Origin of the sequence: Citrobacter sp. RHBSTW-00029 (assembly GCF_014104295.1) — a bacterium.
Classification (GTDB): Bacteria; Pseudomonadota; Gammaproteobacteria; order Enterobacterales; family Enterobacteriaceae; genus Citrobacter; species Citrobacter youngae.
This window is the reverse complement of record NZ_JABXRT010000001.1, coordinates 4,332,071-4,346,917: the sequence shown is the minus strand read 5'-3', so window position 1 is coordinate 4,346,917 and position 14,847 is coordinate 4,332,071. Positions and strand designations below refer to the sequence as shown.

13 protein-coding genes are annotated in these 14,847 nt (G+C 53.0%); 3 read left to right on the top strand and 10 right to left on the bottom strand.

Features of this window, described 5'->3' with window-relative positions:
- Nucleotide 1: 1 nt before the first annotated feature.
- From HV041_RS21010 to HV041_RS20970, 9 genes are all read right to left on the bottom strand, one after another.
- On the bottom strand, nucleotides 2-1,138 hold the full coding sequence (locus tag HV041_RS21010; protein ID WP_121585203.1) for an HlyD family secretion protein: 1,137 nt from the start codon (nucleotides 1,136-1,138) through the stop codon (nucleotides 2-4).
- 5 nt (nucleotides 1,139-1,143) lie between these two features.
- Nucleotides 1,144-1,467, bottom strand: coding sequence for a DUF3302 domain-containing protein (locus tag HV041_RS21005; protein WP_101742495.1), 324 nt, complete (start codon nucleotides 1,465-1,467; stop codon nucleotides 1,144-1,146).
- Between the two features lie 184 nt (nucleotides 1,468-1,651).
- The gene (gene aldB / locus HV041_RS21000; RefSeq protein ID WP_048213689.1) at nucleotides 1,652-3,190 is read right to left on the bottom strand and encodes an aldehyde dehydrogenase AldB; all 1,539 of its coding nucleotides are present in this window, start codon (nucleotides 3,188-3,190) and stop codon (nucleotides 1,652-1,654) included.
- 92 nt (nucleotides 3,191-3,282) lie between these two features.
- Nucleotides 3,283-4,434, bottom strand: coding sequence for an L-threonine dehydrogenase (gene yiaY / locus HV041_RS20995; protein ID WP_048213690.1), 1,152 nt, complete (start codon nucleotides 4,432-4,434; stop codon nucleotides 3,283-3,285).
- Between the two features lie 188 nt (nucleotides 4,435-4,622).
- Entirely contained in the window at nucleotides 4,623-6,467 is a 1,845-nt protein-coding gene (gene selB, locus HV041_RS20990; protein WP_116360374.1) for a selenocysteine-specific translation elongation factor, read from the bottom strand.
- Nucleotides 6,464-7,855 carry an L-seryl-tRNA(Sec) selenium transferase gene (gene selA / locus HV041_RS20985; protein WP_121585204.1) on the bottom strand — a complete coding sequence of 464 codons (1,392 nt, stop codon included), beginning with the start codon at nucleotides 7,853-7,855 and terminating at the stop codon, nucleotides 6,464-6,466. The genes selB and selA overlap by 4 nt, the downstream gene beginning before the upstream one ends.
- A gap of 98 nt (nucleotides 7,856-7,953) precedes the next feature.
- Complete coding sequence (locus HV041_RS20980) at nucleotides 7,954-8,562, bottom strand: glutathione S-transferase (protein ID WP_048213693.1); 609 nt, start codon at nucleotides 8,560-8,562, stop codon at nucleotides 7,954-7,956.
- Between the two features lie 98 nt (nucleotides 8,563-8,660).
- A complete protein-coding gene (locus HV041_RS20975; protein WP_048213694.1) occupies nucleotides 8,661-9,797 on the bottom strand; it encodes an HlyD family secretion protein in 1,137 nt (378 codons plus the stop codon).
- A 2-nt stretch (nucleotides 9,798-9,799) separates the two neighbouring features.
- Nucleotides 9,800-10,162, bottom strand: a complete 363-nt coding sequence (locus tag HV041_RS20970) for a DUF3302 domain-containing protein (RefSeq protein ID WP_061066819.1) — start codon at nucleotides 10,160-10,162, stop codon at nucleotides 9,800-9,802.
- 533 nt (nucleotides 10,163-10,695) lie between these two features.
- Here HV041_RS20970 and mtlA point away from each other — a divergent pair.
- From mtlA to mtlR, 3 genes are all read left to right on the top strand, one after another.
- Complete coding sequence (gene mtlA, locus HV041_RS20965) at nucleotides 10,696-12,609, top strand: PTS mannitol transporter subunit IICBA (protein WP_121585205.1); 1,914 nt, start codon at nucleotides 10,696-10,698, stop codon at nucleotides 12,607-12,609.
- 138 nt (nucleotides 12,610-12,747) lie between these two features.
- Nucleotides 12,748-13,896 (top strand): mannitol-1-phosphate 5-dehydrogenase, encoded by a 1,149-nt coding sequence (gene mtlD, locus HV041_RS20960; protein ID WP_121585206.1) that lies wholly within the window; start codon nucleotides 12,748-12,750, stop codon nucleotides 13,894-13,896.
- Nucleotides 13,893-14,483 carry a mannitol operon repressor MtlR gene (gene mtlR / locus HV041_RS20955; RefSeq protein WP_048213698.1) on the top strand — a complete coding sequence of 197 codons (591 nt, stop codon included), beginning with the start codon at nucleotides 13,893-13,895 and terminating at the stop codon, nucleotides 14,481-14,483. The genes mtlD and mtlR overlap by 4 nt, the downstream gene beginning before the upstream one ends.
- Nucleotides 14,484-14,495: 12 nt before the next feature.
- Here mtlR and HV041_RS20950 read toward each other — a convergent pair whose 3' ends face one another.
- Nucleotides 14,496-14,702, bottom strand: coding sequence for a hypothetical protein (locus HV041_RS20950; protein ID WP_048213699.1), 207 nt, complete (start codon nucleotides 14,700-14,702; stop codon nucleotides 14,496-14,498).
- Between the last annotated feature and the right edge of the window lie 145 nt (nucleotides 14,703-14,847).

Below are 14,847 nucleotides of genomic sequence, written 5' to 3'. Positions count from 1 at the left end.
TTTAATGATCGAGATACAGGTAATGCACCCAACTTGTCATGCGCAACAAGACTTTGCGCATGACGGACACATGTTCGAAGTGGTCAGAATAAACCGCGACCTGCGCGTAAATCCCATCAGGTAACGCGCTAACCTCCGCATTATCATTCAGCTCAATCGTGGCGATCACCCCTTCAGAACCGGGCGTAGAATTTAAGGATTGCAGCGCCCCGTTCGACTGGTATGTACCACCCGGTACGGCCGGACTGATAGCAGCCAGTTTACCGCTAAATACTTTACCCGGCAGGGCGTTAAACACCACTTCCGCTTCATCGCCTGGCTCCAGTCGCAGCAGCGAGTTTTGACGGAACTGGGCGATAATTTGCCGTTTTTGATCCGGGATAAACACCATCACCGGGCGCATAGGCAGTGCGGCGGCATAGGTTCCCGGACGCATCAGCACCTGCGTCACATAGCCATCGCTGGGCGCGCGAACCACGGTCTGGTCCAGATTGAACTCCGCTTCTGCTAACTGTGCTTTCAGGCTGGCAATTTGTGAATTTTCCCCCAGCACCAGGCTGTCTAACTGACTCTGGATTTGCTGTTGTTCCGCAATGGAGGACTTCACCGATGCTTCCTGCGCCAGATAGTTTTGCCGCGCCGCGTCGATATCGCGTTCAGAAAAAGGATTCACCTTCGCCTGGCTTCCCTGCGCATAGCGCTGGTAATCTTTTGCCAGTTTGTCACGCGTGGCCTTTGCCCGCTGCGTGTTGGCTTTCATTTCGTCTAACTGCGCAACCAGCGCCTGCTCTTTATGCTGTGCGGTGACAATATCAGCTTTCAGGCGATCGACCCGTGCCTGATAACGCCCTGGATTAAGCTTAAACAGAACCTCGCCTTTTTTGATTAGCGTATTCTTCTTATCTGTCACTTCCGTCACGACACCCGTTACCTGCGGCACTACGGGAATAGAAATTACCGCCTTTTGCGCCTTAAAGGTATACGGATGATTATAATTCATCAGTAATATCAGTCCGCACACAATAAATATACCGCCCAATGCTGCGGTAGGTACTGTCCATTTATTGACAGGAATTTTAAAAATCTTAAATATTGACCATGCACACGCTACATAGGTCAGAACAATCAGTAAATCCATCGATATTACTCCGCCGCAGAGGTCTTCACCTCACCCAATTTTTTTTCCAGATCGGCAACCCTTGCCTGCAGCTGGATCAGGGAAGAATCCGCGCTCTGCATGCCCCATCCGCGCTCCGGGCGATAAAGCGTTGCCCAGATCCATAAAAAGGGCCAAATAACATGTAAGGTAAACAAACTCACCCAACCCGCAACATGTATTGCGTCGGCATGAGGATGATTACGTTTTTTTGCAATGAGATAGGGAATATCATGCAGAATAATAACCCCATAAAAAATGACCAGGAATACAAAAATAAGCACTCCTAATGCAAAATAATCAAGAAACATATTTGCCTCAGAGATTGAAATAACAAATAAGAATTCTATTTGGATTTAAAAATAGATTGGAGGATAGTAGATGAATATGTACATGGAGTGCAATTATCTTGTTTATATAACGACATATGGGTTTTTATATAACTGCAGAATAAAGATATGCCCGGCGCAAAACCGGGCAATAAGTGACGAGAAATTAAAACAGTCCCAGTGGTTTATCCGAGTAGCTCACCAGCAGGCACTTGGTTTGCTGATAATGCTCGAGCATCATTTTGTGTGTCTCGCGCCCGATGCCCGACTGCTTATAGCCGCCGAACGCGGCGTGAGCCGGGTAAGCGTGGTAACAGTTGGTCCAGACACGGCCAGCCTGAATACCGCGTCCCATCTTGTATGCCAGATTGCCGTTGCGACTCCAGACGCCAGCGCCGAGTCCATATTGCGTGTCATTGGCGATTTCCAGCGCCTCTTCCATGGTTTTGAAGGTCGTGACCGCCAGCACCGGGCCGAAGATCTCTTCCTGGAAAACCCGCATGTTGTTCTTACCAAACAGAATGGTTGGTTCGAGGTAATAACCCTCTTTTAACTCGCCATCCAGGTGCTTGCGCCGCCCGCCGGTGAGAACATCTGCACCTTCTTTCTTACCAATGTCGATGTAATTCAGAATAGTTTCCAGTTGACCATGCGACACCTGCGCGCCCATCTGCGTCACGCTGTCTAACGGATTACCGCTACGAATACTCTCCACGCGGCGAATGGCCCTTTCCATAAAACGTTCGTAAATGGATTCCTGAACCAGCGCACGACTCGGACAGGTACACACTTCGCCCTGGTTGAAGGCAAACAATGCAAAACCTTCCAGCGCTTTGTCAAAGAACGCATCTTCTTCATCCATCACGTCCGCGAAGAAGATATTGGGTGATTTCCCGCCCAGTTCCAGCGTGACCGGGATGATGTTCTGCGTGGCGTACTGCATGATCTGCTGCCCAACTTCCGTCGAACCTGTAAACGCCACTTTCGCAATGCGTTTAGAGGTCGCCAGATACTCCCCGATTTCCCCACCCGCGCCGTTTACCACGTTCACCACGCCAGGCGGGAGCAGATCGCCGATAACTTCCATCAGCAGCAGTACGGACAGCGGCGTCAGGCGCGCAGGTTTAAGCACTACGCAGTTCCCCGCAGCCAGCGCGGGTGCCATCTTCCAACTGGCCATCAGCAGGGGGAAGTTCCACGGGATAATTTGCCCTACCACGCCAAGAGGTTCATGGAAGTGATAAGCCACAGTTTCGCTATCAACCTCGCTGATTCCCCCTTCCTGCGCACGAATACAGGAGGCAAAATAGCGGAAATGGTCAATTGCCAGCGGCACATCTGCCGCACTGGTTTCACGGATAGGTTTACCGTTATCCCAGGTTTCAGCCGTCGCCAGCAGCTCCAGATTTTGCTCCATACGATCGGCAATTTTGAACAGAATCGCCGCCCTGTCCTGCACGGATGTCTGCGCCCACTTGTCTTTTACTTTGTGCGCGGCATCCAGTGCCAGATCGATATCTTTTTTGCCGGAAGAGGCCACTTCGCACAGTAATTGCCCGGTAACTGGCGTCAGGTTCTGGTAATACTCACCGTCCACTGGTGCAACCCAGTCGCCGCCGATAAAGTTATCGTATCGGGCCTTTAACTTCAGAGGGTAACCATACTCGCCGGGATAAATACGCGTTGAAGGGGGGTTGTTGGTCATGACCGTCTCCTTGCTGTAGGGGTACTACAAGGGTAGACGGGGCTGGCGAATTATTCGCCAGCCTTTTACTGCTTTACGACAGGTATCACGAATTACATGGCAGCACGATAAATCGCCATGATTTCTTCATGTGTCGCCTGGATCGGGTTAGTAAAACCACAGGCATCTTTCAGAGCGTTGGTCGCCAGAACAGCAAAATCTTCTTCCTTAACGTTCAGCTCACGCAAACCTGCCGGAATATTCACTTTCTGCGCCAGTTCGCGGATTGCCGCGATACAGGCTTCGGCTCCTTGCGCATCGTTCAATCCAGCCACGTCGACGCCCATTGCCGCAGCACAATCGCGCAGACGAGCTGCGGCCACCTTGCTATTGAAGACCTGAACGTGCGGTAGCAGTACCGCATTGCAGACACCGTGCGGCAGGTCGTAGAAACCACCCAACTGATGCGCCATTGCGTGAACGTAACCCAGAGAGGCGTTGTTGAATGCCATACCTGCGAGGAACTGTGCGTAAGCCATCGCTTCACGTGCCTGAGCATTGGCGCCATCTTCCACGGCGATCGTCAGGTTCTCGGCAATCATCGTCACGGCTTTAAGCGCACATGCATCGGTGATCGGCGTTGCCGCAATGGAGACATACGCTTCAATCGCGTGAGTCAGCGCATCCATACCGGTTGCCGCTGTCAGGGACTTCGGCATACCGACCATCAGCGAAGAATCATTGACGGACAGCAGCGGTGTAACGTGCTTATCGACAATCGCCATTTTGATGTGGCGTACTTCGTCGGTAATGATGCAAAAACGGGTCATTTCAGATGCCGTTCCCGCCGTCGTGTTAATGGCAATCATCGGCAACTGCGGTTTTGCAGAACGGTCGACGCCTTCGTAATCACTAATATCGCCGCCGTTAGCCGCCACCAGCGCAATCCCCTTCGCACAATCGTGTGGGGAACCGCCACCGAGGGAAATTACGCTATCACAGGCATTTTCTTTCAGCATTTGCAGACCTGCGGCAACGTTGCTGGTTGTCGGATTAGGATGCGTACCATCATAAATTACGCTGAAAATATCACGTTCCTGCAGCGCTTTTTGAATTTCACTCGCCATACCTAATTTCGCCAGCATGGCATCCGTGACAATTAACGTACGACGAAAACCATATTCCGCCATTGTATTCATTGCATCTTTTAATGAACCAGCGCCAATTACATTCACGGAAGGAATAAAAAATGTTGAAGCAGCCATTGTACGATCCTTAATTACTCAAAAGAGGCAGGAAGCATACGAGTGATAATCCCAACAAAATATGATCGTGGTTGTTATTTTAATAACATTGAAAATTAAAAAGCACATTAGGTTCATAATCTAATGTGCTTATTTCAATCAATATCTATTTTGTATTAATTCATTTAATTTTTGAATTAATTGTTTCATTACTTTTCGGGAAACAGTAATGCATCGCGTAATAAATGATCATTTCCCCGACGACGCGTAAAACCAATACGGTCAAAATATTCCAGAATCTGAATAGCCAATTTACGCCCGACGTTAAGCCTGTCGCGGAAATCGGCAGCGCAGGTCGATCCTCTCTCCTGATCCAGTTCGCGGATCAGATTGGCAAAGGCCACAATCCGATCATTACGGTAATAACGATCTTTGACGATCGCCGTAATAATGCCCTGCTGCGCCGCCTGCCGTAGCGCCAGACGCATCGCCTGCTCGTCCGTAGCCGTGGTTTTCGCCAGATCCCGCACCCACCACGGCTCATCACCAAACAGAGGTTCTACTTTTTGCCAGATAGCACGCTGCTCATCGCTAAAACCGGCCTTATGATCCGGCAAATGTAGCCAGCCATGATGGCTATCAATAGCGCCGCTATCGCGCATCTTTTCAATCAGCAGCAGGACCAGCGCTTCATCTTCCATCGGCAGGGCCATACGACGCAGGCGTTCACGTCCAGGTCCCGGCTCATCACGGTGCTGTTCATGGTAGGTCGCCAGCGTATCCAGAATCTTACGCTGCCAGCGTGCAGCAACGGGCGCATTCAACAGACTATACCCGGCGCGAATAAATCCATGTTGCTCAATCAACGGACGCATGCCGTCGCCATTGAGCTGGCGTGCCCATGCGAAATCGGGAATATTCACCGCCCCGCGCGTCAGATGCAATGCCAGCGCTTCGCCGTCATTCTGCGCATTTTCCAGCGCCGACAGCCACTGTAAATACTCCGGCTTACGCTTCCCACGACGCGGTGGATTCAGCGTCACGACACGTGCGCCTGCCAGCGTCGTACGGGCAGAAATATCACGCAGCACCAGCCTGTCGTTATCAGCCAGCCACAGAGGCGTATCAAATACCAGTTCCGCCAGCGTCCCTTCGAGCAGTGAGATACGTCCGGTCACGTGGCTGGCCGCGTGGTGGATATGCAGCGGCTGCCACTGCATCAGCGGTGCGGCGTGTTCTAAAGAGACAATGACGCGTGAGAAGGCCTCTGGCGGCGCATCTGCAAGCAGCCAGTCACCACGGTTAATCTCTTCTTTTTGCGCATCACCGGCAATGTTCAGCGCAATTCGCTGTCCGGCGTGAGCGTATTCGGTCGGCTGATTTTGCGCATGCAGGCTACGTACGCGCATCGGTTTGTTGACGCCCGTAAGCCACAACGCATCCCCGACGTTCACTTCTCCGCTGAGCGCCGTTCCCGTTACGACCAGACCTGCGCCTTTTACCGTGAAAGCGCGGTCAATCGCCAGGCGGAAGGTGTGATCGCGAGCCAGTTCACGCGGCGTCAACTGCAGCAAGTGGTCACGCAGCGCTTCGATACCACGGCCTTCACCGGCGGCAGTTACGAACAGTATCGCATCGGCAAAACCATAGTTACCCAGCGTGGTTTGCACCTCGGCACGTACTTCGTCAATGCGTGCTTCATCGACGCGATCGGCTTTTGTGAGCGCCACGGTAAGCTGTGGGTTGCCCGTCAGTTGCAGGATTTGCAAGTGTTCACGCGTTTGCGCCATCACGCCGTCATCACACGCCACCACCAGCAGCGCGTGGTCGATACCACCGACACCCGCCAGCATGTTGGACAGAAACTTTTCGTGACCAGGGACATCGATAAATCCCAGTACCCGCCCGTCCGGCTGCGGCCAGTAGGCATAGCCGAGGTCGATAGTCATGCCGCGCTTTTTTTCTTCCGGCAGCCGGTCGGCATTCACGCCGGTAATCGCCTGTAATAACGTTGTTTTTCCGTGGTCAACGTGTCCGGCGGTTGCAATAATCATTTCAGCATCATCTCCATAAACCGGGTCTCGTCTTCAAGGCAGCGCAGATCCAGCCACAAGCGGCCATCATAAATTCGCCCAATGACCGGCACGGGCAGCAAACGCCAGCGGGCGGCCAGCGCTTCGAGGCGGCTTCCACGCCCGTCATGGGGGGTAAAGGTTAATGCCGCGCTCGGCAGCCTATCAACTGGTAGCGAGCCGCTGCCAATCTGCGACAGGCAAGGCATCACATTCAGCGCGAACTCGTCGCCGTAATACGCTTCAAGCTGTGCCTGTAATCGTTGCGCCTGTTCGCGGATCGCCTCTTCCGTGCGAGTCAGCAGGCGCAGCGTCGGTAACTTTTCCGCCAGCGCTTCCGGGTGTAAATAGATCCGTAGCGTCGCTTCCAGTGCCGCCAGGGTCATTTTATCGGCCCGCAACGCACGTTTCAGCGGGTGGCACTGCAGGCGGGCAATCATCTCTTTCTTACCGACAATAATCCCGGCCTGCGGCCCTCCCAGCAGCTTGTCACCAGAGAAGCTGACCAGGCTCACGCCAGCGGCAATCAGCTGTTGCGGCATCGGCTCTTTCGGTAAGCCATACAGGCTGAGATCCACCAGCGAACCGCTGCCCAGATCCGTGACTACCGGAATATCCAGCTCATGGCCAATCGCCGCCAGTTCGGCTTCATCCACCGTTTTAGTAAAACCTTCAATGCTGTAATTACTGGTATGCACCTTCATCAGCAGACCGGTGTTTTCATTCACCGCCTGACGGTAATCTTTCGCATGGGTCCGGTTGGTGGTGCCAACCTCGCGCAGAATACATCCGGCCTGGCACATCACGTCGGGAATACGAAATGCGCCGCCAATTTCTACCAGCTCGCCGCGCGAAACGACCACCTCTTTGCCGTTGGCCGTGGCGGCCAGCATCAGCAGAACCGCAGCGGCATTATTATTGACAATACAGGCATCTTCCGCGCCGGTCAGGCGGCAGAGTAGATCCGCCAGCGCCCGATCCCGATGTCCACGTCCGGCATCATCCAGGCTGTATTCCAGCGTCACCGGCGTACGCATCGCCTGCACCACCGCAGCAATCGCCTCCTCAGCTTGTGATGCACGCCCAAGATTGGTATGCAGCACCGTTCCGGTCAGGTTAATCACCGGACGTAGCGCGCTTTGCGATTCTCGTTCCAGCCGGGCGCTGGCCTCTTGCGCCCAGTCTTCCCCCCATGCTGGAAGCGCCTGCGTGTCGCGAATCGCCTCTCTGGCTTCATCGAGCATATGACGCAGCAGATCCACCACGCGGGTATGACCGTGGGACTCACGTAAGACCTGGAAAGCGCTATCGCGCAGTAAACGATCGATAGCAGGAAGCTGGCTGTAGAGTGAACGCATGTCGGTTGTCATGAAAGGGCCTGGCTGTTGGTGGCCCTCTCCACCGTGGAGAGGGATATCGATATAGGAAGGATTGTACCGTGACTTTGCTCAGGCGGGTATTATCTGCATCAAGCCTTTGGCGGTTCCGTACGGGCAAAACTTTCGCGTTGAAAGAGTGTTTCCACCAGTTTGACCAGACGTGGACGGTCCACACACCAGCCAGGCGCAACCCGACGAAAATTGAGATAGCCCACGGCACAAGCAATCGCAATCGTTGCCAGATTAACCGTATCCGTTTTCAGCGTACCGTCCGCCAGATAACCTTCCAGCACATCCAGGCTGCGGGTAATTTTTTCGCGCTGGCGTAGCAATTCAGTTTCTGACTGCTGCGCAGCGGGGCGAGCCTGTTCGCGCACCGAGACTAATCCCGCATCCATAATACCGTCGGCCAGCGCTTCCAGTTGACGAACTTTGAGTGCCGCCAGCGGCTCACGCGGCAGCATTGCGGGTGCAATATCCAACAACTCTATATATTCAGCAATGATCGGAGAATCAAACCAGTACTCTCCCTTATCGGTGACCAGCGCGGGCACTTTTCCCAATGGATTGTATCGCGCCACGCCGCTATCCGCGTTATAGGGGAGTTCATTAACGAATTCGAAGGTGATGCCCTTTTCCAGCAACAGAATAGAAATTTTACGCACAAAAGGGCTGGTATAGCTGCCAATGAGTTTCATGCCGTGTCCTTTTTGCCAACAAAAAAGCGATGTCCAACGAATATCTGGACACCGCTTAGTATGGCTCAGGCCACGACAAATGGCAGGTGATGCTGGTCTCAATGATCCAAATAAAGATAATGCATCCAACTGGTCATACGCAGCAGCACTTTACGCATCACCGAAACGTGGGCGAAATGGTCGGAATAGACCGCCACCTGGGCATAGATACCGTCCGGTAGTGCATCCACATCTGCATTGGGAGCCAGTTCAATCGTGGCCAGCACGCCATCGGTACCCGGCACCACCGTCAGAGACTGCAATGCTCCCTGGGCCTGATAAGAACCGCCCGGTACAACCGGCAGAATGCTGGTGAGCTTGCCGGGGAATACCTGGCCTGGCAGCGCGTTGAAGACCACTTCCGCTTCATCACCCGGTTTAAGACGCAGCAACGAGTTCTGGCGGAATTGCGCCACGATTTGCCGTTTTTGTTCCGGAATAAACACCATCACCGGGCGCAGAGGCAGCGCGGCGGCGTAGGTTCCGGGCCGAATAAGCACCTGCGTAACATAGCCGTTGCTGGGGGCTCGGACGATAGTCTGCTCAAGATTGTATTTGGCTTCAGCGAGCTGAGCGCGCAGGGACGCAACCTGAGATTGCTCCCCGTTGACCATACTGTCTAACTGAGTCTGAATCTGCGTCTGTTCGGCGACGGAGCCTTTTACCAGCGCGTCCTGTGCCAGATAGTTCTGCCGGGCGTTGTCGATATCGCTTTCAGAGAAGGGATTAACCTTCGCCTGGCTGCCCTTCAAATAGCGTTGATAATCTTTATACAGACGATCGCGTTCAGCGGAAACGCGGGTAGTATTGGCGACAGCTTCAGAAAGTTGGGCTTTCAGATTGTCGATATTGTGCGTGGCGGTCACCAGATCGGCTTGCAGTCGGTCCACTCGCGCCTGATAACGCACGGGATCGAGTTTAAATAACACCTCGCCTTTTTTAATCAGTTGATTATTTTTATCTGTCACTTCACTCACAATTCCAGTGACCTGCGGGGTAACAGGTATTGAAATAACCGCCTTTTGCGCCGTAAAGGTATACGGGTGGTTATAGTTCATTAATAAGATGAGTCCCGCCACAATAAACACCCCACCTAATGCGGCTGTGGCAAGCGTCCATTGGTTTACCGGAATACGGAATATTTTAAAGATGGCCCAGGCAAATGCCACGTAAGTCAGGACAATCAACAAATCCATGATCAAATCTCCGGAAAGGTGGAGTTATCGTCTTTTTTCTCCCCAGCCAGCCTTTTTTCTAACTGGGTAATGCGCGCTGCCAGCGCGGCAATTTCAGGGTCTTGTTCCTTTCCGGTCGGCGTAATGTGTGACTGCATCCCCCAGCCTCGTTCTGGCTGATAGAGCGTGGCCCAGATCCACAGGAACGGCCAGATAACGTGCAGCGTAAATAAGCTCACCCAACCTGCCGTATGGATGGCATCGGCATGGGGATGGTTGCGCTTCTTAGCCATGTTATAGGGAATATCATGGATGGCGATGATTCCGTAAAACAGAACCAGAAAAACGAAGATCAGCACACCTAACGCGAAATAGTTTAGAAACATACCCGCCTCGTATTCACGCTAATCAGAGCTTTCAATTGCAGGCAGCCGAAAGGAGTCATGGCTGGTAATTTGAACATAATTGCAGTTAGTCATTTCCGCCATACCACCAGGGTATAAATTTGCAGGTGAACGACTCGCGGGGTAGCAGCAAGAAATGGGAGATGAAACAGAATCCGCGTCAGATCACATCAGGAGAAATCCTGGCAAATATTTATTGCGAAGTAGATCACAAATACCCAACAAACAGCCAAAGCAAAAACGTGAACAACTTCACATTTAAGTGCCTTTTCCAGCCTATTTCCGCGTAATGATGTTTTTTTATACCGGTGTTTTGTGATCGAAATCACATTAAGTAATGCCGTAAACCCTATATTTACGTGACATTGATCACATTAAAAGTCATCGACTGGACAGTTGAACGATTCAGTGCCAGATTTCGCAGTATCTACAGGGTCCGGCTACCTCCTGCCGCTACATTAACAAACCTCGGGCTTTCAGCCTGCGCGATAGCAAACATAAGAAGGGGTGTTTTTATGTCATCCGATATTAAGATCAAGGTGCAAAGCTTTGGTCGATTCCTCAGCAACATGGTGATGCCAAATATCGGCGCGTTTATCGCGTGGGGTATTATCACCGCATTATTCATTCCGACAGGGTGGTTGCCGAACGAAACGCTGGCGAAGCTGGTCGGCCCGATGATCACCTATCTGCTGCCGCTGTTGATCGGTTATACCGGTGGTAAGCTGGTTGGCGGCGAACGCGGCGGCGTAGTGGGCGCGATTACCACCATGGGCGTGATCGTCGGTGCTGATATGCCGATGTTCCTCGGTGCGATGATCGCAGGTCCGCTGGGCGGCTGGGCTATCAAGCATTTCGACGGCTGGGTAGACGGTAAGATCAAGTCCGGTTTTGAGATGCTGGTGAATAACTTCTCCGCTGGCATCATCGGGATGATCCTCGCCATTCTGGCATTCCTTGGCATTGGCCCATTGGTTGAAGCACTGTCCAAAATCCTGGCGGCAGGCGTTAACTTCATGGTTGTCCATGACATGCTGCCGCTGGCGTCTATCTTCGTTGAACCGGCGAAAATCCTGTTCCTCAACAACGCCATCAACCACGGTATTTTCTCACCGCTGGGCATTCAGCAGTCCCATGAGATGGGTAAATCCATCTTCTTCCTGATTGAAGCTAACCCGGGTCCGGGTATGGGCGTTCTGCTGGCATACATGTTCTTCGGTCGCGGCAGCGCTAAGCAGTCTGCAGGCGGCGCGGCTATCATCCACTTCCTGGGTGGTATCCACGAAATTTACTTCCCGTACGTGCTGATGAACCCGCGTCTGATCCTGGCCGTTATCCTCGGCGGTATGACTGGCGTATTTACGCTGACTATCCTGAACGGTGGTCTGGTGTCTCCGGCCTCTCCGGGTTCTATCCTGGCCGTACTGGCAATGACGCCGAAGGGCGCTTACTTCGCCAACATCGCGGCAATTTGTGCGGCAATGGCGGTCTCCTTTGTGGTCTCGGCGATTCTGCTGAAAACCAGCAAAGTGAAAGAAGAAGATGACATTGAAGCCGCAACCCGTCGTATGAACGACATGAAAGCGGAATCCAAAGGCGCATCTCCGCTGGCAGCGGGCGACGTGACCAACGACCTGAGCCATGTGCGTAAAATCATCGTCGCCTGCGATGCCGGCATGGGTTCCAGTGCCATGGGTGCGGGCGTACTGCGTAAGAAAGTGCAGGATGCCGGTCTGTCGCAGATTTCCGTCACCAACAGCGCGATTAACAATCTGCCGCCGGATGTGGATCTGGTCATTACCCACCGTGACCTGACCGAACGCGCTATGCGCCAGGTTCCGCAGGCACAGCACATTTCGCTGACCAACTTCCTCGACAGCGGTCTGTACTCCAATCTGACCGAACGTCTGGTCGCTGCACAGCGCCACAACGTGAACGAAGAGAAAGTCCGCGACCACCTGAAAGACAGCTTTGAAGAGGGTGATACCCACCTGTTCAAACTGGGTGCGGAGAATATCTTCCTGGGCCGTAAAGCCACCAACAAAGAAGAAGCGATTCGCTTTGCCGGTGAGCAACTGGTGAAAGGCGGCTATGTTGAGCCAGAGTACGTCGAGGCGATGCTGGACCGCGAAAAACTGACCCCGACTTACCTCGGCGAGTCCATCGCTGTACCGCACGGTACGGTTGAAGCCAAAGACCGCGTGCTGAAAACCGGCGTGGTGTTCTGCCAGTATCCGGAAGGAGTACGCTTCGGCGAAGAAGAAGACGATATCGCCCGTCTGGTCATTGGTATCGCTGCACGTAACAACGAGCACATCCAGGTGATTACCAGCCTGACCAACGCGCTGGATGACGAATCTGTCATCGAACGCCTGGCGCATACCACCAGCGTGGATGAAGTCCTGGCGCTGCTGGCAGGTCATAAGTAAGCGTTATTGCCCGGTGGCGCTCACGCTTACCGGGCCTACAAAATCCTCTCCCACCGGGAGAGGGTTAGGTTGAGGGGAAATCTATGCAGTCCCTCACCCCAGCCCTCTTGGGTAAAAACATTAATGAAGGTTAATACTATGAAAGCATTACATTTTGGCGCAGGTAATATCGGTCGTGGCTTTATCGGCAAATTGCTGGCGGACGCGGGGATACAGCTGACGTTCGCGGATGTAAACCAGGTCGTGCTCGATGCCCTGAATGCCCGTCATAGCTATCAGGTTCATGTTGTCGGTGAAAATGAGCAGGTTGATACCGTTTCCGGCGTTAACGCCGTCAGCAGCATCGGCGATGATGTCGTCGACCTGATTGCCCACGTTGATTTAATCACCACGGCTGTGGGTCCGGTTGTACTTGAGCGCATCGCACCTGCCATCGCTAAAGGGCTGGTTAAACGCAAGGCGCAGGGCATCGCGACTCCGCTGAATATCATCGCCTGTGAGAACATGGTGCGCGGCACGACCCAGCTGAAAGGCCACGTCATGAACGCGCTGGCAGATGAAGACAAAGCCTGGGTTGAAGAACACGTTGGTTTTGTCGATTCCGCCGTAGACCGCATCGTTCCCCCTTCCGCTTCTGCGACCAACGATCCGCTGGAAGTCACCGTCGAAACCTTCAGCGAGTGGATTGTCGACAAGACGCAATTCAAAGGCGAACTGCCAAACATCCCGGGAATGGAATTAACTGATAACCTGATGGCATTTGTCGAACGTAAACTCTTCACGCTGAACACCGGGCATGCTATAACCGCGTACCTCGGAAAATTGACCGATCATCAGACCATCCGTGACGCGATTCTCGACGAGAAAATCCGCGCAGTGGTAAAAGGTGCAATGGAAGAGAGCGGCGCGGTACTGATCAAACGCTATGGCTTTGATGCAGCAAAACATGCGGCATACATTCAGAAAATCCTCGGTCGTTTTGAAAACCCGTATCTGAAAGATGACGTTGAGCGCGTGGGTCGTCAGCCGCTGCGTAAACTGAGCGCAGGCGACCGTCTGATTAAACCGCTGCTGGGCACGCTGGAGTACGGCCTGCCGCACACGAATCTGGTTATCGGTATTGCGGCAGCAATGCACTATCGCAGCGAAGAAGATCCGCAGGCACAGGAACTGGCCGCGCTGATTGACGAAAAAGGTCCGCAGGCCGCGCTGGCGCAGGTTTCCGGTCTGGATGCCAATAGTGATGTGGTGGCGGAGGCGGTTAACGCATATAACGCGACCAAATGATTGAGAATGTGGCGCAGGTCTGCCTGCGCCCAAATGACAGATTGTCAGATATGCAGGCAATAATGGAACAAACGCAGGCCTTTGAAAATCGTGTGCTTGAGCGTCTGAATGCTGGCAAAACCGTACGCAGCTTCCTCATCACCGCCGTAGAACTGCTCACCGAGGCGGTGAATATCCTTGTGCTTCAGGTATTTCGCAAAGATGACTATGCGGTAAAATATGCCGTAGAACCGTTGCTCGACGGCGACGGTCCGCTGGGCGATCTTTCCGTTCGTCTCAAGCTCATCTACGGTCTGGGCGTACTCAGCCGCCCGGAGTATGAAGATGCGGAACTACTGATGGCGCTGCGGGAAGAGTTAAACCATGACGGCAATGAATACGCGTTCACCGACGATGAGATTCTTGGTCCGTTTGGCGAACTTCACTGCGTAGCAGCACTCCCGCCGCCACCGCAGTTTGATACCTCAGACTCAGGTCTGCACGCCATGCAAATCCAGCGCTACCAGCAAATGGTACGCTCCACGATGGTACTTTCCCTGACCGAGCTGATTTCTAAAATCAGCTTAAAAAAAGCCTTTCAAAAATAAGACCCTGCAGGCTTACTTCTCTTCCTGCTGCGGTCGATACAGTTGCCGATAGTACGCCAGACGTTGCAGATACAGCTGCGCGTTCTCCTGTGGTATTTCAGAAGGGACTACGTCGCGCGGCGGTGTTTTATTCAGATATTCGCGAAAAGCCTGGCTGGAAGCCATAAAATCGACCGTCTTATCAATCAGAACCGAAACGTTCTCACCTATTTTCGCCATAATCTTCCCTCCTCCATGTATTAACCGCGCTCAGCCTGTGCGGTTGCTCATTTAAGTTTAGGATCGGTTGGGCGATTATATTGAGGAAAACGTGCTTCGCTATAAACCCGCCAATAAAAAGCGCCATGGCCAATCTTATCGCTTA